Source organism: Bacillus kalamii (genome assembly GCF_047238185.1).
Classification (GTDB): domain Bacteria; phylum Bacillota; class Bacilli; order Bacillales; family DSM-1321; genus Bacillus_AD.
The window spans coordinates 2,630,571-2,649,145 of record NZ_JBDFMI010000001.1; the positions used below are offsets into that span (position 1 = coordinate 2,630,571).

Annotated in this window: 20 protein-coding genes and 1 other annotated feature; of the genes, 8 read left to right on the forward strand and 12 right to left on the reverse strand. The window is 40.9% G+C overall.

The features are described from left to right. Window positions 1-206 precede the first annotated feature (206 nt). Entirely contained in the window at window positions 207-944 is a 738-nt protein-coding gene (locus ABC357_RS13045) for an SDR family NAD(P)-dependent oxidoreductase (RefSeq protein WP_412887927.1), read from the reverse strand. A gap of 103 nt (window positions 945-1,047) precedes the next feature. Here ABC357_RS13045 and ABC357_RS13050 point away from each other — a divergent pair, with 103 nt between their 5' ends. Both ABC357_RS13050 and ABC357_RS13055 read left to right on the forward strand, forming a co-directional pair. Next, window positions 1,048-1,917: a LysR family transcriptional regulator gene (locus ABC357_RS13050; RefSeq protein ID WP_412887928.1), complete on the forward strand. Its 870-nt coding sequence runs from the start codon at window positions 1,048-1,050 to the stop codon at window positions 1,915-1,917. 174 nt (window positions 1,918-2,091) lie between these two features. Then, the gene (locus ABC357_RS13055) at window positions 2,092-2,850 is read left to right on the forward strand and encodes an SDR family NAD(P)-dependent oxidoreductase (RefSeq protein WP_412887929.1); all 759 of its coding nucleotides are present in this window, start codon (window positions 2,092-2,094) and stop codon (window positions 2,848-2,850) included. A gap of 383 nt (window positions 2,851-3,233) precedes the next feature. Here ABC357_RS13055 and ABC357_RS13060 read toward each other — a convergent pair whose 3' ends face one another. Next, window positions 3,234-3,974: a hypothetical protein gene (locus tag ABC357_RS13060; RefSeq protein ID WP_412887930.1), complete on the reverse strand. Its 741-nt coding sequence runs from the start codon at window positions 3,972-3,974 to the stop codon at window positions 3,234-3,236. A 275-nt stretch (window positions 3,975-4,249) separates the two neighbouring features. Between ABC357_RS13060 and ABC357_RS13065 the strand changes: the two genes are divergently transcribed. From ABC357_RS13065 to map, 3 genes are all read left to right on the forward strand, one after another. Further along, window positions 4,250-4,843 (forward strand): dienelactone hydrolase family protein, encoded by a 594-nt coding sequence (locus tag ABC357_RS13065; protein ID WP_412887931.1) that lies wholly within the window; start codon window positions 4,250-4,252, stop codon window positions 4,841-4,843. 130 nt (window positions 4,844-4,973) lie between these two features. Then, window positions 4,974-5,192, forward strand: coding sequence for a hypothetical protein (locus ABC357_RS13070; protein WP_412887932.1), 219 nt, complete (start codon window positions 4,974-4,976; stop codon window positions 5,190-5,192). A 144-nt stretch (window positions 5,193-5,336) separates the two neighbouring features. After that, a complete protein-coding gene (map, locus tag ABC357_RS13075; protein ID WP_412887933.1) occupies window positions 5,337-6,077 on the forward strand; it encodes a type I methionyl aminopeptidase in 741 nt (246 codons plus the stop codon). Window positions 6,078-6,495: 418 nt separating this feature from the next. Here the strand turns inward: map and ABC357_RS13080 are convergent, their stop codons facing one another. From ABC357_RS13080 to ABC357_RS13105, 6 genes are all read right to left on the reverse strand, one after another. Continuing rightward, window positions 6,496-7,905 (reverse strand): MDR family MFS transporter, encoded by a 1,410-nt coding sequence (locus tag ABC357_RS13080; protein WP_412887934.1) that lies wholly within the window; start codon window positions 7,903-7,905, stop codon window positions 6,496-6,498. A gap of 140 nt (window positions 7,906-8,045) precedes the next feature. Next, on the reverse strand, window positions 8,046-8,519 hold the full coding sequence (locus ABC357_RS13085) for a MarR family transcriptional regulator (RefSeq protein WP_412887935.1): 474 nt from the start codon (window positions 8,517-8,519) through the stop codon (window positions 8,046-8,048). A gap of 138 nt (window positions 8,520-8,657) precedes the next feature. Further along, window positions 8,658-9,185, reverse strand: a complete 528-nt coding sequence (locus ABC357_RS13090) for a DNA-deoxyinosine glycosylase (protein WP_412887936.1) — start codon at window positions 9,183-9,185, stop codon at window positions 8,658-8,660. A gap of 82 nt (window positions 9,186-9,267) precedes the next feature. Continuing rightward, window positions 9,268-10,725: a sodium/pantothenate symporter gene (gene panF / locus ABC357_RS13095; RefSeq protein WP_412887937.1), complete on the reverse strand. Its 1,458-nt coding sequence runs from the start codon at window positions 10,723-10,725 to the stop codon at window positions 9,268-9,270. Beyond that, window positions 10,722-10,991, reverse strand: coding sequence for a YhdT family protein (locus tag ABC357_RS13100; protein WP_412887938.1), 270 nt, complete (start codon window positions 10,989-10,991; stop codon window positions 10,722-10,724). The genes panF and ABC357_RS13100 overlap by 4 nt, the downstream gene beginning before the upstream one ends. A 303-nt stretch (window positions 10,992-11,294) precedes the next feature. Next, window positions 11,295-12,191, reverse strand: coding sequence for a YegS/Rv2252/BmrU family lipid kinase (locus tag ABC357_RS13105; protein ID WP_412887939.1), 897 nt, complete (start codon window positions 12,189-12,191; stop codon window positions 11,295-11,297). Between the two features lie 173 nt (window positions 12,192-12,364). Here ABC357_RS13105 and ABC357_RS13110 point away from each other — a divergent pair, with 173 nt between their 5' ends. Further along, window positions 12,365-12,550: a CsbD family protein gene (locus ABC357_RS13110; protein ID WP_412887940.1), complete on the forward strand. Its 186-nt coding sequence runs from the start codon at window positions 12,365-12,367 to the stop codon at window positions 12,548-12,550. 21 nt (window positions 12,551-12,571) lie between these two features. On the opposite strand, the gene ABC357_RS13115 is transcribed toward ABC357_RS13110, so the two are convergent. Next, complete coding sequence (locus ABC357_RS13115; protein ID WP_412887941.1) at window positions 12,572-13,441, reverse strand: GNAT family N-acetyltransferase; 870 nt, start codon at window positions 13,439-13,441, stop codon at window positions 12,572-12,574. Between the two features lie 254 nt (window positions 13,442-13,695). On the opposite strand from ABC357_RS13115, the gene ABC357_RS13120 reads away from it, so the two are divergent. Further along, on the forward strand, window positions 13,696-13,818 hold the full coding sequence (locus ABC357_RS13120) for a DUF4023 domain-containing protein (RefSeq protein ID WP_412887942.1): 123 nt from the start codon (window positions 13,696-13,698) through the stop codon (window positions 13,816-13,818). A 48-nt stretch (window positions 13,819-13,866) separates the two neighbouring features. Here ABC357_RS13120 and ABC357_RS13125 read toward each other — a convergent pair whose 3' ends face one another. Together ABC357_RS13125 and ABC357_RS13130 are read right to left on the reverse strand one after the other, a co-directional pair. Beyond that, the gene (locus tag ABC357_RS13125; RefSeq protein ID WP_412887943.1) at window positions 13,867-14,355 is read right to left on the reverse strand and encodes a GNAT family N-acetyltransferase; all 489 of its coding nucleotides are present in this window, start codon (window positions 14,353-14,355) and stop codon (window positions 13,867-13,869) included. Continuing rightward, window positions 14,339-14,914 carry a histidine phosphatase family protein gene (locus ABC357_RS13130; RefSeq protein WP_412887944.1) on the reverse strand — a complete coding sequence of 192 codons (576 nt, stop codon included), beginning with the start codon at window positions 14,912-14,914 and terminating at the stop codon, window positions 14,339-14,341. The genes ABC357_RS13125 and ABC357_RS13130 overlap by 17 nt, the downstream gene beginning before the upstream one ends. A 578-nt stretch (window positions 14,915-15,492) precedes the next feature. Beyond that, window positions 15,493-15,708, forward strand: a binding site (T-box leader). 56 nt (window positions 15,709-15,764) lie between these two features. On the opposite strand from ABC357_RS13130, the gene tyrS reads away from it, so the two are divergent. After that, window positions 15,765-17,015: a tyrosine--tRNA ligase gene (gene tyrS / locus ABC357_RS13135; protein ID WP_412887945.1), complete on the forward strand. Its 1,251-nt coding sequence runs from the start codon at window positions 15,765-15,767 to the stop codon at window positions 17,013-17,015. A 165-nt stretch (window positions 17,016-17,180) separates the two neighbouring features. Here the strand turns inward: tyrS and ABC357_RS13140 are convergent, their stop codons facing one another. Then, window positions 17,181-18,347 carry an AI-2E family transporter gene (locus ABC357_RS13140; RefSeq protein WP_412887946.1) on the reverse strand — a complete coding sequence of 389 codons (1,167 nt, stop codon included), beginning with the start codon at window positions 18,345-18,347 and terminating at the stop codon, window positions 17,181-17,183. Window positions 18,348-18,575: the final 228 nt, after the last annotated feature.

Sequence of the window (18,575 nt, forward strand, 5' to 3'; positions counted from 1 at the left end):
AAGAAGAAAACAAAGAATCATAATATAATAAATAATGTCAGTTCACTGCCTTTCTCTTTTGTTGTGGATTTCTTCGCTATTTGGTCCATTGTATATGAAAATCGCCCATTTGTATGTAAAAATAAGGAAAAACAGATCCTTAATTCACGAAAAAAAGGAGCAGAATCGCACCTGCCCCCCAGACTATTCTTCAATTATCCATCTCCTTATTGAATCGTAAATCCGCCGTCAATCGGCACAATAGCTCCATTCATAAATTTCGCTTCATCGGATGCTAAAAATACAGCCAAATCAGCTACTTCCTCTATCTGCCCAAAAGTTCGTGCCGGAACAAGGTCTTTCGGAATGCCTGATAAAACATCTTTCGTTAATGGCGTTTCAATAGTTCCTGGACATATGGCATTGATTTTGATGCCTTCCTTGGCATATTCAGATGACAAATGTTTTGTATAGCCGATTACCGCATGCTTGGATGCTGTATAAGCTGCCCCTCCTTTTCCTGCCACAAGCCCGGCAACAGAAGCAATATTTACAATAGATCCCGAATGGCGTTCAATCATTTCAGGCAATACAGCGTTCGTCAACTGAAAGACAGAGGTCAAGTTGACATCCAACAAAAATTTCCATTTCTCAAGTGGAGTATCCAATGAAGACTGATATTTATCAAATACACCTGCATTGTTCACAAGAATATCAATTTGGCCAAATGCTTCATGCACTTTCGCCACCAACTGCTGGATATCTTCTGTAGAAGTCACATCTACTTTGACAGCCACTGCCTGGCCGCCCGATTGTTTGATTTCTTCAACTGTTTGTTGTGCCCCCTCTGCATTCAAGTCGGCTATGACAACACGTGCCCCTTCTTTCGCAAATCGGATAGCTTCCCCTTTTCCCATTCCAGATGCTGCACCTGTAATGACTGCCACTTTGTTCCGTAATCTCATAATCTATCTCCCCTTTTTATATTCATATTACCCGCAATTCTATATAATTAAAAACAGATAATATTCATATCTTTATAACTAATAGTTATATGAGGTGGTTACTATGGATTTAACAAAACTAAACTATTTTACCTTGGTGGCAAAATACGAAAATTTCTCAAAAGCCGCAGAAGAAACCCATATTTCACAGCCAGCCTTGAGCAAGGCCATTTCTTCTCTCGAACAAGATCTGGGCCTGGAATTATTCCATCGCCAAGCGAAACGCATCCGGTTGAATGAGAATGGGAAGCTCTTGCAAAAGCGCCTGCAACCGATTTTTGCCGATCTGGTTGACGTAGAACGGGAATTATCGGAACGGAAAGCGCTTGAAAAAGCACAGTTGAGGATTATTTCAACTATGCCATATATGATTATGCAGCTAATTGACGGTTATCTCGACCGTTATCCAGATACTCATATTTACCAGGCGGCGCTATCAGAACAAAATATCAATGATTTCATACATGAAGGAACATACGATTTATGTATTACAACAGATAGGATCGACCACCCCCATCTGGAATGGCTATTGCTTGATGAAGAACAGATGTATATCAGTGTCCCCAGAAACCATCCGATGGCTGAGATGGACACTATTGACCTGGAAAATAAGACACTTGAACACGTAATTGGCCTGCCGGCATCCTATTCTTTCCGCCAATTGACCGATCATTGGTGCTCGTCAGTGAATGCAACCGCCCGCCATACAATAGAGGTGGAAGAATCGACTATCATCCTGCAGCTAGTACGGGCGGGAAAAGGAATTTCCTTTTCTCCCCATTCAGCCACTCACCTATATCGAGACGATATTCATCATATTAAGATCGAGAATTACCAATTCAAACGGAAAATCGGGTTATTGCTTCATCGGCATTATCACCGGTCTAGCCTATCCAAAAAATTCGTCGATTATTGCAAGGATTTTTTTAGTTAGTGAAACGATTGCCGTTCTTATAATAGGTGATGGAAACAAGATTAAAAAAGAAGCGGACCGAATAATGCTTTCTAATATATAGCCTGAAACCTCCCCAGGCACTTCACTTCGTATCCTTTTGCAATAAAGCTATAATTAGGATAGATTCATACCATCATTTTAGGGGGCTATATAATGGGAAGACTATCAGGAAAAGCGGCAATCATTACAGGTGCCGGGCAAGGGCTCGGGAAGGCATATGCCACTGTATTCGCAAATGAGGGAGCGGCGGTTGCCGTTGTGGACCTAAATGAAGAAAATGCCCAAAAAACAGCGGACGAAATCAATGCTAACGGCGGAAAAGCCATTGCACTCGCAGCAGATGTCAGCAACCAAGAGCAAGTGAACGAAGCTGTCAAAAAAACAGTCGAAGCGTTCGGAACCGTGGATATTCTGGTGAATAACGCACAAGGTTTATCGGGCACTAAACCATTGATTGAAGTGACGACACGCGATATGGAAATCACTTGGCGGACAGGCCCATTGGGCAGCCTCTACTTCATGCAGGCATGCTATCCCTACATGAAACAAAGCGGCGGCAGAGTGATCAATGTTTGCTCCGATACAGGAATCGAAGGCTTTACAGGTTTTGCTGCCTACGGGTCAGCAAAAGAAGCAATACGGGCACTAACACGCGTAGCTGCACGCGAATGGGGGAAAGACAATATCACAGTCAATGTGATCTCGCCTGGGGCCATGACACCGGCCGCAAAAGCATTCATGGAATCAGAACCTGAACAATACGCAGCGATTATGGCACCAGTACCTCTCGGAAGATTGGGCGACCCTGTCGAAGACATCGCACCAGGGCTTGTATTCCTTGCAAGCGAAGAAGGCAGGTTCATTACCGGACAAACAATCGAGTTAAATGGCGGCCATACATTTGTCCGTTAAAACATCAAGCCGGACGTTTCATATACGTCCGGCTTTAGTTGGAGTTGCCGAAACATCTGCACTCCGGATATCCTCTTTTATAATGGCTGTAATTTACTCGTTCCAACAAACTTCTTCACATGGCATATTTAAAAAGGAAAGAACATTTCCTAAGGATGCTATTTTATTTAACATACAGGTTACGTTTCATTTTCTGTATCCAATAACCTCCAATATCTCTATTTGTTGCTTTGCTTTTATGTATGAACTTCTTAACAAGTCATACATAAAAGCAAGTACAACGAAAAGCAGAATGAAAAAAAGCATGGTTACCCCTCCCCTTTACTATATCAATTCGCCACAAGGATAAATACTTCCTATTAAGCTACACTTCGCCGTTATGACTAATGAATATCGCCAACTGTTCCGCAATTAAATCCTATTGAGAATGCTTTCTGAGTCGCTATACCAGCATTTTTATAAATTCCTTCAATTCGAATGTTGTATGTCCGGCCGTTGTCTATTCGAGAAACATCATATGATGTTTGTACCCAATCGCCATGGGAAGAACTTGCTATATGTGATGTAATGCGATCTACATTTGAAAATACTTGACCTTTTTGAGCCTCATTATACTGTGTTTCAAATCTGCCCGTAACCTCTACAGAAAAGATGATATCGCTAACGTAAAGATGGGCTGTTTTTTTCGTTTCTCCATTCATCCCCATAACAGCTTCTGTAGTAGTTGATGGTAATGCGTTCAATGCTTTACGTTCATTTGCCAAAAATGAATCGATATGTTTTTGTACCCTATTTTTATATTCTTTCGGTTCAACCCAATCTTCAGGTTTAAAATCAGAAATCGGAGGAACATCAAGACCGATACCAATTTTTGTGTTATTTGCTTCTTCCACAATTTCCTTATATTGTTTATAATAAACTTCTTTTTGTTCCTGAGTTAATAGTAAAGGTATCGTTTTTTTAACAGCCTCTTTATCCATATTGGATACATGCTTATCTAGTTTTTCAGCCAAAACTTTTGATTCATCTTTTACTTTTTGTTTAGTGTCCATTTCCCCATTTTCACTGCACCCTCCTAAAACCATTGTTCCAAGTAATATACTTGCATGTACATATTTTTTCACACTCACCCATCCTTAATGTAAGTATTTTCCAATATTGTACTATAAAAAGGATTTAATAAATGATTTAATACATATAAAGCCAGAAAAATAGTTCCTTAATTTGTTAAAATAGTTCACTATGTTCTTAATGGGATCGATAAAAATTATTTTGGGAAAACACCATTATCATTGCATTGTCATTTTTTCCATTCAGGTTTTCTTATTAAATGAACGAGGCAGAATCGCATGATGGGAATTAGTATTTTATAGCATAACTTCTATATGAGGAGGAGACTATGATTCAAACTAGTAAAAATTCAGATTCTGTTGTTATAATAGTTCACGAAATATATGGGATCAATCAACACATTAAAAATTTTTGTAAAACATTATCTGATCAGAATTTTGATGTCATCTGCCCAAACTTGCTGGATAAGATTATTCCTTACGATTATTCACAAGAAGAAACAGCATATCGCCATTTTATTGAGAACGTTGGTTTCATGAATGCTGCAAAATCTATTAAGGAACTCGTAGAAGATTTAAACGATGATTATAAAAAAATATTTATTGTTGGATTTAGTGTAGGTGCAACGGTAGCTTGGTTGTGCAGTGAGTTGAAATTTATTAATGGAATAGTTGGATACTATGGTTCACGTATTAGGAATTTTGTTGATATACGACCGAAATGCTCTACTATATTATTCTTCCCCGAATTCGAACCCTCTTTTAATGTAAATGAATTGATTGAATTTCTCAAAATAAAAAACATTGAAGTACATAAGTGCAAGGGAAAACACGGATTCAACGACCCATTTTCTAAAAAATACCATGCTAAATCATCACAAAAAGCATTTAAGAGGACCGTGAACTTTTTGAAACAAAATTAAGGCACATCCATTTTCTATTATGTCGCTAACGTAGGCATAAAATCCACTTCCGCCCAGCAGATGCTTCAATCCATGTTTAAAGTTTCTCCTGCAAGGTATTAATGAATATACGGCGAAGGAGACGATGAAGATGGAAAAAGAGAATAAAAACACGCATAAGTGGAAAAAAGACAATAGGGACCATCCCGAACAATACCCTACAGATAACGAAAGCCTGTTCGATAAGTTTGAGAGCGAACAAAATGTAGACCCGATCCCGATGGAAGAATTAAAGCAAAATGCAAAAGATGAAAAAGACAAGCATCACACAAAAGATACTTCATCAAGTGAAAGAAAAGGCAGCCTCTAAGTATAGGGGCTGTCCTTTTTCATCTCTGGACAGTAGCTTATCCTCCATGAATCCTATTTCATCTGATAGAAAAAGCCATTCCGTTTATGCTAGAATCTAAATGGAATACTAATCATAAGATACATTAAAAAGTGAGGAAATACGATGATTGCAAAAACAGAAGAAGATTTTAATGGTTTGAAGGAAATTGGCAAGATTGTTGCCTCCATTAGAGATGAATTGGTACAAAGAACAATTCCTGGCGTAACGACTAAAGAGCTTGATGAGATCGCCGGAGAGCTTTTCGAAAAAGCAGGTGCAGTTTCTGCCCCAAAAGGCGAATATGATTTTCCTGGCTATACGTGCATCAGTGTGAATGATGAAGTGGCACATGGTATTCCAGGTGCTCGGGTTATTAGTGAAGGAGATTTAGTGAATATAGATGTTTCCGGTTCCAAGAACGGTTATTTTGCAGATACTGGCATTTCATTTGTAGTAGGCGAAGGAGAAGAAATAGTAACGAAAATATGCCTTGTTGCCAAAAAGGCATTTGAAGCAGGGCTTAAGAAAATAAAACCTGGTTCCAAAAAAAGCAGAATCGGAAAAGTGGTATTCCAAACAGCGAGAGAAAATGGATTGACTGTTATCAAAAACCTTACAGGACATGGTATTGGACGTAAAATACACGAAGCGCCTGACCACATTTATAATTATAATGAGACATGGGATGATGAATTATTAAAGGAAGGAATGGTTATCGCTTTCGAACCATTTATCTCAACCTTTGAAGAAGAAGTATTCCAAAAAGAAGATGGCTGGACCTATGCTACTGAAAAAAGCTTCGTAGCTCAATTGGAACATACGATTATCATTACTAAAGATGGTCCAATTATTATCACACTTTAATTCAGGTATATGTGAAAAAGAAAAAAAGCTGGAGTTCGCTTATTAATAGGTACTTTAGTAAAAAATAAACATCAAAATAAAATGAGCTTGGAGATTCATTTTCAAGCTCATTTTTATATCCTAATAAAACAAGATTTTAACGCATAGAATGGGTGTCTCTTAGCCATTACTTATTTTCGGTTTTACAAGTTCTATGAACACCTTCAACGATAACGTTCTTCCTCTCTTGTTGATTAGACATTTCCATTTTAATTCCTAAAGATTGATTACAATGTCTCCCTCCTTGAATCCTTCCTGGTTCACTAGAATAGACAGACAAAGACCCTCCTATCGATATAAGGCCCAAAAGTTGAATCACCAAACTAATACAGACACATTACAGTGGAATAACCTCTGCCTTCCAAGCTCAAGTTCTCTTTTATACAGTCTTTTTATGTGTGAGGAATAGACTCGGGATGAATACTCCTGCGAGAGCAATGGCGGAAACTAAAAAACCGGCATGATAACCTTTTAAACTATTAGATATACTTGGTTGCACTCCTTGAATGACAGATGCGACGACGGTTGCGATAACGGCTGTCCCAAAGCTTGAACCAAGGTTTTCAATCATATTTATACCGACACCTGCCTCTGGCAGTTGTTTGCTATCAAGGCCAGTATAAGCGTCACTCGTCAATGGAAGCATAATGCCTCCAACGCTGGTTCCACGGATGAACAATATGATTGAAATCCACATCATACTTGTTTGATCTGTGACAAAGAGAAGCGGAATCGATCCGATAAGCGCAATAACTATGCTAACCATGACCACGTATTTGGCACCGATCTTATCAATCATCTTTCCGATGAGCGGGCGGGTAACGAGCATCCCAACTCCTTGAGGAATTAATGCTAGTGCGGCTTCAATGGCCGTGAAATGACGGGAATGTTGAAAAAATAATGGAAGTATTAACATGGGACCCATAATGGCGATATTTGCTAAGAACAATCCAATGCTGGATGCCAAGAAGCTCTTGTGTGCAAACATATCCATCGGCAGCACTGTTTGATTCTTTCGGATTCGATTATACACAAGATAAATGACTGCTAAACTAAGTCCTGCTCCACCCCATAGGATTGTTTGGCTATTATTAAACGATGCATGGTCCGCTGCTTTCGTAATCCCATATATCAACGATGCACTCATTAACGATAAATCGATAATCCCAAAAACGTCGAGTTTACTAGCTTTGTTGAATGGTTCAAAATCTGGAATTGTTTTTACCATAAGTGGTGCAGCCACCAAAACAATGAACACATTAATGAAAAATATCCAATGCCAGGAAGCGCCATGAATGATGAAGCCGCCGATTACCGGTCCTAAAATGGGGCCGAAGATCATCGGTGTGCTAACAATTGCCATCACTTTCCCGAGATGTTCCGGGCCAGCTGTTTTCACTAAAAGTGTAGACATAAGCGTGGTAATAATCCCAGCGCTAAATCCTTGAAGTAAACGGAAAAAGATAAAACTGGAAATGTCCCAGCTAATTCCTGCAAAAACAGAAATGACACCAAAGGCGACGACTGCGCCGACGAAGATTTTCTTTCCGTTATATTTGTTCATAAGCCAACCAGATATCGGCACTGCAACGGCAAGGGCTAAAACATAACCAGTAATGGCCCATTGGATAATATCTAGGGTCGTATTGAAATCCTTCGTTAGTTTGCCGATGGCAATGTTCACCATTGTTGAGTCAAGCATTGGCGCTATTGCTCCAAGTGCAATAGCCCAAGCAGCCGCGAGAATTCCTTTTGGCAATACTGCTTCCTTCCCTTTATCATTTGGCATATTATTCTCCTCTCAGCATGTATTTTTAGTTTCCTTGTCAACAAAATATAACAATGTTTTGTTTCTTCGTCAACAATAAAACCCCAAATAAAAAGCAGCCACTCCCCATAGAGAGTGGCTGCTTTTTGGTTTACTCACTTTTATTCCAACTTACTATTTAGACCCTGTTTCTTTATTTCTGCATCCAAATGACTGCTGTATTTTTTCGCGAAGGAAAGCATACTATCAAACTGCTCAACAGTTACTTGCTCGAATACAGCTTGATCCCGTTCTCGAAACTCTTTGTGCAGTTCCTCATGGATTTGATAAATGACTTTCCCTTGTTCCGTAAGCCTAAAATAGATTTCCTTCTTGTTTTCCGGTTTCTTGTAACTTTCAATTAAGCCTTTTTCGATGAGCTTCTTCGTTAATTTACTGATGGCACCTCTAGTCATATAAAGGGATTCCGCAAGTTTTGTCACATTGGAATCACTATTTTTTTCAATCGATTCTATACAATGTACTTCAGAGGGCTTATAACCCTTAAGACTGTTTTCCATTTTATCCTTATTAAGCCATGCCATCTTGTTAAATAAGTCCCTGAAACTCATAATGAGCTGATCTTCTTTGTTCATGGCTTGTCCTCCCCCGTTGGCGCGTAAACATACCCCAGTGCCATTTTGTTTGTATTTCAATAATAGCAATTGATGAAATGAACCAATCCATCAAAAGGCAAGCAGTTCAACTGCAAAAACATATGCAAAGCCTATGGCTTACGTACTTTTGCCATTGCCCGAGTTATACATATAATCCTTGATTACATGCCAGCATTCCAGTTTTTCCTCATAGGTTTTATTATACTTCCCTGGCGTTGGCGATGTCGACGGCATTAACATATAACCGATGCCTTCGACCGGCTCATTTCCGAAATATTTTTTAAACGTAGCGAAGGCCTTCGTCCCGTTGAAAAGAATTAATTTTAATTGGGGATGCTGCTTTATGAATGGAATCAACTTGTTCGGCACTTCTTCCCTGATGCTTGAATCAAGGCTTCCCTTACGGCGACAGGAACCAATCACATCCCACAGAGCAAGGCGGTGCCTTAAAGCGAATTCAACGCGAAGCCTATAATCCTCCTCCAACGGTTCATCAAACAGGCTGTATACGATCGGCCAAAAATGATTTCTTCCATTTCCGTAATATTGCTGTTTTTGTATAGATATTTCACCAGGCATCGAGCCGAGTATAAGGACCTTGGCATCGGGGGCCGATATAGGCTGCATGGAATTGATCACTGTCATCGCATTCTCTCCTTTTCCGGGCATTCTACTATTCATGATACCGAAAGGCACACATAAACTAAAGACTCTAGCCTCCCAATCCCTATTCCCCTTTCAGCGGCTCCCATCGTCCGGATTGTTTAGCGGTTAAAAGCGACAATCCTATATAGGAAAGCAGGGAGAAAAGAATCGGCAGGACCACCGTATGCATCCCTAGAGGATTCGGATATAAACGGTCAAAAAAGATAAATGACCCCATTCCAATCACCATAGAACCCATTGCACCGTATTTATTGCCTCCCGTCCAATACAAGCCGAACACAACTGGCCAGATAAAGACAGATTCCAAGCCGCCAAAGCTGAATAAATTCAACCAGATTAATAAATCGGGCGGGCTTAATGCAAATAAGACAACGGCAATCCCAATAATGGAAGTAGTCCAAAAACTGACTTTCTTGACATGGCTTTCCGAAGCTTGCGGCTTTATATAACTGAGATAGATGTCTTTGACAACGGTTGATCCGACTAAGATCAATAGTGAATCGACAGTCGACATGATGGCCGCCATAGGGGCAGCAAGAACGATTCCAGCCACTGCCGGAGGAAGCACCTTTAATGCCAGAGTCGGCATAACCATATCCCCAATCTCCACTCCCGGGATGACTGGGCGGGCAAGGACCCCGATCAAATGCATGCCGAGCATAATGGTACCTACTACAATTGTTCCGACAATAATTGCCCGATGCATGGATTTAGAGTCCTTATAGCTCATAGCCCTTACTGTCATTTGGGGCAAACCTACAACCCCAACGCCTACAAGAATCCAAAAAGAAGATACATACAAAGGCGTTAAATCACCTTCAGCTCCAAATGGCGTAACCAAGGCAGGATTTTCCGCTATCAAATCGTTCATGATTGCCGGTACTCCGCCCCCAGCAATGATGGTTGCAATTAGCAAAACCAATGTACCGATGAACATGACGGAACCCTGCACTGCATCCGTCAAAGCAACGGCGCGGAAGCCTCCGATAATGACATAGCACAGAACAGAGACGGCAAAAATAAACAGTGCACCTGTATAGGAAAGGCCTGTCAGCGATTCAATTAAACGCGCTCCCCCTACCCATTGGGCAGCCATGGCCGAAAACAAGAAAACGATGATACTGATGGCCGATAAGATCACCACTCCATGGCTGTTATAACGTTGCTTTAAAAAATCAATCAGCGTAACCGCCTTATAATGGCGTGCCATGATCGCAAACTTTTTGCCCAGCACCATCAAGACAAAATAACCGGCCGCCAGCTGCGCCATCGAGAGCAGGACCCATCCCAGCCCTTTCGTATAGGCCACTCCCGGACCTCCGATAAAGCTGCTTGCGCTTCCATAGGTCGCCATCATTGTCATTGCAAGTACGAAACCGCCCAATTGCCGTCCACCCAAGAAATAGTCCTGAACAAACGAATCGGCACTCCGTACTTTTTTATTTGACCAAAAGCCGATAAAAAAGATGATGATCAAAAATAGAAGCAAAGGAATAATAACATTCCAATTGGTGATCATTGATCATCCTCCTCTTCAAACGGTATTTCTGTAAAGCAATATGTAACAACAACTGTAACGAGAATCGCCATTACGATTAAACCAACTATACAGCTGAAAAAAAACCAGGCAGGAAATCCTAAAATGTACGTATATTGGCTAGGCTGCCCTGAACCCAGTCCGTATGCGAAGCCAAACCACCATAGAAAATTAGCCAATACGAGGCAGATTCCTATTCTAGCTTCTTTATGGGCGATATTAAAATAACGCTTCCAATTATTATCCATCAATCAAACCCTCCTAATGAAACCCTATCTATCATAAAAGATTCTGGATTGATCAGTCTATATTCAATAATATCCAACTGGCTGAATCATATGCTCTCAAGAAATAGCGGCCAATAAGAAAGCCTCCGCGGCAAGGCGGAGGCTTTCTTTGTCCATTGCAAAATAGAACAGACAATCAATTGAGTTGATTGCATCCCCAGTGGATGCTAGCGTTATATTTAATAGATTACCCATATTACTGACGGCCAAACATCTCTTTTCCAAAAAATGAACTTTTTGAGCGCTCACCCTGAAAAGCCCCGGTCATTCTCTCTTACAGATAAAATGCAGGTGCTCCGGCAGAACAGTGATCTCAGCAGGCGTGGATAAATACAATTCCCCGTCCGTGTCAGCGTCCATCTGCTTATCAGTCTTTATCCGGATAAAATCACTATGAACATAAATTAGATCACGATCGGTCCGATTTTCCGGCTCGGCATATTCTGAACTGAAGAGGATATCCTTAAAGACGGCTAAATTGGAATTCTTAACGATTATAATATCGAGTAAACCGTCAGAACGGTCTATTTCCTGGAAGGGCAATTTATTTGTACCGATAAATCGGCCGTTTCCTGCCAGAATCAACACAGCTTCATCCTCGATGACCCCGCCGTTGTACTCCAGTCTGAAAGAAAAAGACTCAGCTTCCTTAGCTGTTCGCAATGCGCTTAAAAAATAGCTAACTTTGCCAAGCACATTTTTTTGGGAAGAATCAATATTGGACGAGGTATCTGCAATCAATCCGATGCCCCAAAAATTCAAGAAGTAACGATCATTCACCTTCCCTACGTCCACCAATGATGTTTCTCCTTCTATCATTTCCATGGCCGCTTTCTCTATATCCTGGGGCATGTTCAGTTCACGGCTGAAATCATTGCACGTCCCTCCCGGCAGTATTCCGACAATGGGGCGCGATGCCAGCCCTGCCAGTCCGTTGATGCATTCATGGACCGTTCCATCTCCGCCAAGGATGAATAAGACATCCACGTGCTCACCAACCCTTTTGCATATATCCTCAGCGTCGCCTTGCTCCTGAGTGGGCATAAGCGTTAATTCGGACACATGGGGTGATAGGACCGGTACACATGCACCTAATGCTTTTCCTAGGTCTTTTTGTCCAGCATTGCCATTATAAATCAATATACCTTTACGCCATTTCATTTTTTCATCCTCCAGTAATTTGTGATGCCTATATGTATACCAGAACTATACCCACATCAATCCTGAAAATCACACTCTTCCCCTAATATTTTGCTATCCCCAATCCACTACGTTTACATATAGGATGAAAGGGTAAATACTCTGTAAGCAACATATTTAAAGGAGGAATTCAAATGAGCAACTCATTATCTGACAAAACAAAAGGTGCAGTGAATAAAGCAAAAGGCGAATTCAAAGACCAATACGGCAATCTGACAAATGATACATCACTTCAAGCTGAAGGAAAAAAAGACAAAATGAAAGGTACTGCACAGCAAAAGGTTGGAGAAGCGAAAGACCGCTTCCATGAAGATCGATAATAAGCAAAAGGCAGCGAGGGACTATTCCACCGCTGCCTTTTTATAGCTGTACAATGTATGTTTTATTTCAAACCCAGCTTTCCGATAAACTGCCACAGCTCCCTTATTCTTTTCTGATACACAAATAGATAGCTTCTCTACTCTCTTCTCCTCGCATAACATTTCTCTTGCCTTTTGGAGCAAGGATGTTCCAATCCCTCTTTTTCGAAATACAGGATCAACGCCCAAATACTCGATGCTTCCAGTGCCATCTGCTTCATGTGCCACAAAGTATATATATCCGGCCACCAATCCGTTATACACATACACATAAAGCATATGGCTATCATCCAGTTTTTCCAAAATGGCTGAGCTATTGTAATAAGTCACAGGAAAGGTGGATGAATGCAACAGGTGAAACGCCTGCTGATGGGATTGTTGATATGGAACAACAGCAGATCGGCTAACAGTTGATCCAGTCCCCTCCACTTCCATAATGAGCTGGCGGTCATTTCTCCTCACAGCCCCTATCGCTTTCATCAATCGATTGCCGTTTTCGTTTTGGATATTATAAAAACCATAATAAGTGGATATCCTGTTTCCGATCTTGCCCGTCAATTCCTTCCATACATCCAATGCCATCTGTTCGTTGCCGGAGGTATCTGCCACAAAAGGGCCCCAAAGCTCAGCCGTTTTTTCCAGTACGTCGATGTCACAGCCCAGTAATGCCTTTATATTCCCGTCCTGTTCTACTATTGAAAAGCATTCTTCCAAACCGATATCTGAGAACTCAGATTGAAGCGTTTGCAGGATTTCCTCTTCATTTGTACCGCAATAACCAACATGATGCTCGTCCCGGTTGTTGCGTTCAGCTATAAAAGCTGCCATTTGCCGTTGTTTCTCCAAATCCATCTTCTTTTCCCCTTTTTCTTTTTTGCCATCTTTGTTCACAAATGCTCATATAATGTCGCATAAATGCCAGTTATTCAGATTTGGAACGGGGTACATAATCGAAGCCCCATCGAATATCCATTAAAAATCATTCCCAAGAGGAATCATCTAAGCTATGGGCACTGTTCCATAGCTTTTCTTTCAGCCCATGAACATGTATGTACACACTCTATCTGGTTACAGTAAAGATATGACGTGAAAGGGGGTGAAAATCGATGGACAATACTCATGAATTTGTTGAAAAAATACATACACAGCAAAAGAAGCAAGAGAAGAATCTGAAAACTCAGGGCAACGGGCATCCGGAAAAGAAATTGCCAAATAAACGTAACCTGTAAATGCTGACAGGAAAAAAGGAAACCTTTTTTCCTGTTTTTTATGTATTTTTACCCTTCTATTAACTTATACATGAAATACTCATTGACGGGCTTCCCATCTATCATCAGCGAATGGATCTTTTCCCCCTCGACTGAAAACCCCATTTTCCGGTATAGGTTGATCGCCTTTTCATTATGTTTAATGACTGTCAGCTCCAACCTTTTGATTTCCTGCCGTTTTGCCCAAACAAACAGTTCATTGAATAAAGCGGTAGCAATCCCTTGGCCCTGAAAGTCTTCATCCACCCCTAAAGCTATGGATGCCCGATGTTTAATGCGATTTAATGTTTCCCCTCTTGCAGCTAAGAATCCAGCCAGCATTCCGCCGGATTCTGCTACTAAAAAAAGACTTCGGGAACCTAATAAAAATCGTCTGATCATTTCCTTCTGCTTGCCTTCATCCATTTGTTTTTCTCCAGGATCATACAGCATAAAGCCCGACTCTTCTACCCGTTTGTTTAACGCAAGCAGTTGCTCCGCATCACTTTCCGATGCCATCCTTACAATCATCCAATCTGTCCTTTCTGTTCCAGATTCTTTCCACTTTACAATATCCGCCGTCCATCTCCAGCCGGTAGACATCCGGATTGGTCATCTGAGCCCATTCCTTGAAACCGTATGAAGAATCATACTGGTTTAATAATAAAGTGAGGATATTGCCATGCGATACCAATAAAGTAGTTCCGCTTTCCATTTCCTCCACCGCGGCGGTTATCCGTTTTTGCGCTTCAGCACCGCTTTCCCCTCCGGTAAATGAAAGAGAAGGATTATGAAAGCTCTCTTCAAGCTTGCTCAGCCAATCATCCAATGGATCAATGCATAACGTTCTTTCCTTTAACCTCTCATCCACTCTTATATCCATTTCTCTTTCCTTTTGAATGAAATGCATCGATTGAATCGCCCTTACATAAGGCGAGCTGACCAATCTATCCAATGGAATACCGGCAAAAAAAGAACTGAGCGCAGAGGCTTGCGCATTCCCTTTTTCTGTAAGTTCTGCTCCCGCTTCTTGCCCCTCGGCTTCACAGTGCCTGACGCAATAAACAATTTTACTCATCTATCCGCCTCTCCTTTATCCAAATAATGCCATACTTAAAGAATAACAGAATGGCCTATCATTTTCAGATTTTTTTCTAACACCGATCTTCCAACCATAATACTGGCCTTTTAAATCATATTTGAAAACAATCTTACATAAAAAAGCAAAGGGTTGCGGGCATCTATAACGGACAGCCGAATATACTGTATGACTCACTACAAATAGCGGGATGTGATAAATTGAAAAAAACAAAAGGCTACCACCCATTTATTGCTTACAAGAGCAATGAAAACGGGCAATTGGCGCCCGCGTTCGCCATTCTGTCATTACTATGTTTTTTATCTTCCTTTCTCCCTGTATACATGTTGCTGGCATCGCCATTCATTGACTTCCTTACTTTCCATACATTGCCCTACATCGTATTTTTATGTCTGATATTGGCGCTATATTGTTCTTTTTTTACCTGGCGGCTGACATCCGGAAAGTACTTAACTGGTTTTTACTTCTTGGCCCTCATCAGTCTTTTCTTCTTATTCAGTTAAAAAACCTTGAATATTCAAACAAATACAAGTAAGATAATACTAATATTTTATATGTAAAAAGCAATGATAGGACATAGTAGCAGATTATTTCACTGTTTAAGAGAGTCGGTGGCTGGTGCAAATCGATCATAAATAACTGCGAATTACACCCTTGAGCTTTCCCTGTGAAAATAAGTAACAAGGAACGGCAAGACGCCGTTATTCAATGGAGCGGAAGAAATGCTTTTCTTCAATTAGGGTGGTAACGCGTGCAAAAACCACGTCCCTGCAATTTAGCAGAGGCGTGGTTTTTTGTTGTCCAATACGAATTAGGAGGAAATAAAACCATGGGAAAATTTTTCAATTCATTAACAACGGAACAGAAAATAGAAACGGAACGGCAATTGGCCGTCTATAAAGCAGGGGTTGCCGAGATAATCCCTGAAGATGATTTAAAGGAAAAACTGGCCCGCTCCATACGTGAAAATCAACCGCTTAAGGTAAAGCTAGGCCTTGACCCATCAGCTCCGGATGTCCATCTGGGCCATACAGTGGTTCTGAACAAGCTTCGCCAATTCCAGGAAAACGGCCATACAATCCAACTGATCATAGGGGATTTTACCGGCCGAATCGGCGATCCGACAGGAAAATCATCCGCTAGGCAGTCATTGAGTGATGATGAAGTCAAGCGGAATGCGCAAACATACTTTACTCAATTCGGAAAAGTGCTCGACATGAAAAAAGTGGAGCTCCATTATAATTCAACTTGGCTGGCACCCCTTCATTTTGAAGAAATTATTGAGATGGCAGGCAAAATAACAGTAGCACGTTTGTTGGAACGGGATGATTTTGAAAATAGACTATCAACCAGCAAGCCGATTTCCTTGCATGAATTTTTTTACCCGCTCATGCAGGGCTATGATTCTGTCTCGCTGAATTGTGATATCGAGCTGGGCGGAACAGATCAGCATTTTAATATATTGATGGGACGGCATTTCCAAGAGAAATATGGAAGTGAAAAACAATTGGCTATACTTCTGCCATTATTAGTCGGCTTAGATGGTACAGAGAAAATGTCCAAATCAAAAAATAACTATATTGGGATTGATGAAGAGCCGCAGATGATGTACGGGAAAGCAATGTCTCTGCCGGATACACTGATGATCCCCTACTTTGAACTAGTGACAGATACGGATCCGGAACAAATAAAGGAGATTCAACAGAATCTGCAGAACGGATTGCTTCATCCTAGGGACGCCAAAATGAGGCTAAGCAAAACAATTGTGGATATGTACCATGGAAAAGAAGCAGCAGAAAACGCACAGCAGCAATTCATCTCCGTATTCCAAAAAAATGCTGAGCCAGAGGATATCCCCGAATATATATGGGATCAAGGCCAGGAAATTGGCATAGTTGATCTAATCAATCAACTATCGCTATTGCCTTCGAAAAATGAAATAAGAAAAATGATCAAAAATGGCGGCATACGGGTAGATGGCGTGAAGGCGGAAAATGAAAACGAACTGGTGGCCATAGACCGCGACCGGACGGTTCAAGTAGGCAAACGCAAATGGGTTCGCTTGAAAGTGAAACAATAACGCCATGAATATCTAACCGGGGGGGAGGGCCATAACAAATGGCCCTCCACCATACTCAGACACTGATTTGCTCCTTTATAGAACCAAACGGAGTACATCTCTACCATTCTTCCACGCCAAAAAGCAGCCTCTCTGCTCAATGAAGAGGCTGCCGATTTGATTTATTTATACATAATCGTTATCTTCAATCACAATGCCTTTTTTGTATAACCGTTTTTCCACCCATTGCTGGACAAGGCTATAGAGAAGTGAACATACCGGAACGCTGACGAGCATTCCCAACACCCCGTATGTGCTTCCGCCGATCAGGACTGCAAGCAATACCCATATACCAGGAAGGCCAACAAAATTGCCCACCACTTTCGGATAGATAAAATGCCCTTCTACTTGCTGGAGGCAAATGATGAAGATAATAAACCAAAATGCCTTCATTGGATCGACCATCAAGATCAGCAAAGCGCCCACTGTCGTTCCCATAAAAGCGCCGAAAACAGGGATTAAGGATGTAAATCCGACCAGCAACGAAATAATCAAGCTATACGGCATGGAGAAAATCGACATCCCGATAAAACATAGTGTACCGATTATACAGCCTTCCAAAAACTGCCCCGTTACAAACTTAGAGAATATGCTATTTGTCAATTTCCCCAATTCCAGCAAAGAATTTGCGCGTTCACGGGAAAGATAGGCAAACATCAATCTTTTCACTTGGTTCGTCAATGTTTCCTTCTGCAATAGCATATACAGCGCAAAGACAATCCCTAACACAAAATCGAAAATGCCGCTGAATATCGATGTCGTAACGTCCATCGTCTTGCTGAAGAAATTCGTATGGCTATTCTGGACAAAATCAGTTACAGCCTTTTGTGCTTTCTCCCAATTCAATTGAATATCCTTCAGTGAATCTGCCGGGATATTGAATCTCGCAAAAATGGCATCAGTCCACTTTTGGATTTGGTCCATATAGACCGGAAGATTCTGAACGATTGTTTCAAACGTCTTCTTTAATTCCGGTATGAACAGGAATAGCAACAAAAATAACGCCCCCGCAATGATAGCCATTGTCAGGAAAACAGAAAACGGACGGCGGATTCTGTTCCAAAAGCGATAATTCTTTTTGTTCAAAAAGCCAAACAGCTTCTCCTCAATCAGCCGCAGCAGCACATTCAAAATAAAAGCAATCGCCACGCCTATAATCAAAGGCGAAATTAAATGAAGCAGCACGAATATGTACTTAAATACATAACCAATATTCTGGATGCCCAAAAACAGCAAAATGGCAATAAAAATAATAAACAAGATTTTCTTAATATTACTTCTGTTTAATTCCATAATATCTCCTCATCAAAAAACCTAGATTTGCACCCTATAATGACCTATACATATGTATGTTGAATACTGAACACTATTTTTCCCATCACCTTTTTTCTTTATAACAAAGCAAAAGCGCCTATTAATCTTTTGCTATTCTCTTGCTTTCATTAAGCGGCCTACTTATATTTTACACTTTTCCGAACAAAACATAAATTCCATTAACAAAATACCCATAAGACAGATTCC

Coding starts and splice junctions, on each gene's coding strand:
- ABC357_RS13045 (WP_412887927.1), bottom strand. CDS start 944: ATGAGATTACGGAACAAAGTGGCAGTCATTACAGGTGCAGCATCTGGA.
- ABC357_RS13050 (WP_412887928.1), top strand. CDS start 1,048: ATGGATTTAACAAAACTAAACTATTTTACCTTGGTGGCAAAATACGAA.
- ABC357_RS13055 (WP_412887929.1), top strand. CDS start 2,092: ATGGGAAGACTATCAGGAAAAGCGGCAATCATTACAGGTGCCGGGCAA.
- ABC357_RS13065 (WP_412887931.1), top strand. CDS start 4,250: ATGATTCAAACTAGTAAAAATTCAGATTCTGTTGTTATAATAGTTCAC.
- ABC357_RS13070 (WP_412887932.1), top strand. CDS start 4,974: ATGGAAAAAGAGAATAAAAACACGCATAAGTGGAAAAAAGACAATAGG.
- map (WP_412887933.1), top strand. CDS start 5,337: ATGATTGCAAAAACAGAAGAAGATTTTAATGGTTTGAAGGAAATTGGC.
- ABC357_RS13080 (WP_412887934.1), bottom strand. CDS start 7,905: ATGCCAAATGATAAAGGGAAGGAAGCAGTATTGCCAAAAGGAATTCTC.
- ABC357_RS13085 (WP_412887935.1), bottom strand. CDS start 8,519: ATGAACAAAGAAGATCAGCTCATTATGAGTTTCAGGGACTTATTTAAC.
- ABC357_RS13090 (WP_412887936.1), bottom strand. CDS start 9,185: ATGACAGTGATCAATTCCATGCAGCCTATATCGGCCCCCGATGCCAAG.
- panF (WP_412887937.1), bottom strand. CDS start 10,725: ATGATCACCAATTGGAATGTTATTATTCCTTTGCTTCTATTTTTGATC.
- ABC357_RS13100 (WP_412887938.1), bottom strand. CDS start 10,991: ATGGATAATAATTGGAAGCGTTATTTTAATATCGCCCATAAAGAAGCT.
- ABC357_RS13105 (WP_412887939.1), bottom strand. CDS start 12,191: ATGAAATGGCGTAAAGGTATATTGATTTATAATGGCAATGCTGGACAA.
- ABC357_RS13110 (WP_412887940.1), top strand. CDS start 12,365: ATGAGCAACTCATTATCTGACAAAACAAAAGGTGCAGTGAATAAAGCA.
- ABC357_RS13115 (WP_412887941.1), bottom strand. CDS start 13,441: ATGGATTTGGAGAAACAACGGCAAATGGCAGCTTTTATAGCTGAACGC.
- ABC357_RS13120 (WP_412887942.1), top strand. CDS start 13,696: ATGGACAATACTCATGAATTTGTTGAAAAAATACATACACAGCAAAAG.
- ABC357_RS13125 (WP_412887943.1), bottom strand. CDS start 14,355: ATGGCATCGGAAAGTGATGCGGAGCAACTGCTTGCGTTAAACAAACGG.
- ABC357_RS13130 (WP_412887944.1), bottom strand. CDS start 14,914: ATGAGTAAAATTGTTTATTGCGTCAGGCACTGTGAAGCCGAGGGGCAA.
- tyrS (WP_412887945.1), top strand. CDS start 15,765: ATGGGAAAATTTTTCAATTCATTAACAACGGAACAGAAAATAGAAACG.
- ABC357_RS13140 (WP_412887946.1), bottom strand. CDS start 18,347: ATGGAATTAAACAGAAGTAATATTAAGAAAATCTTGTTTATTATTTTT.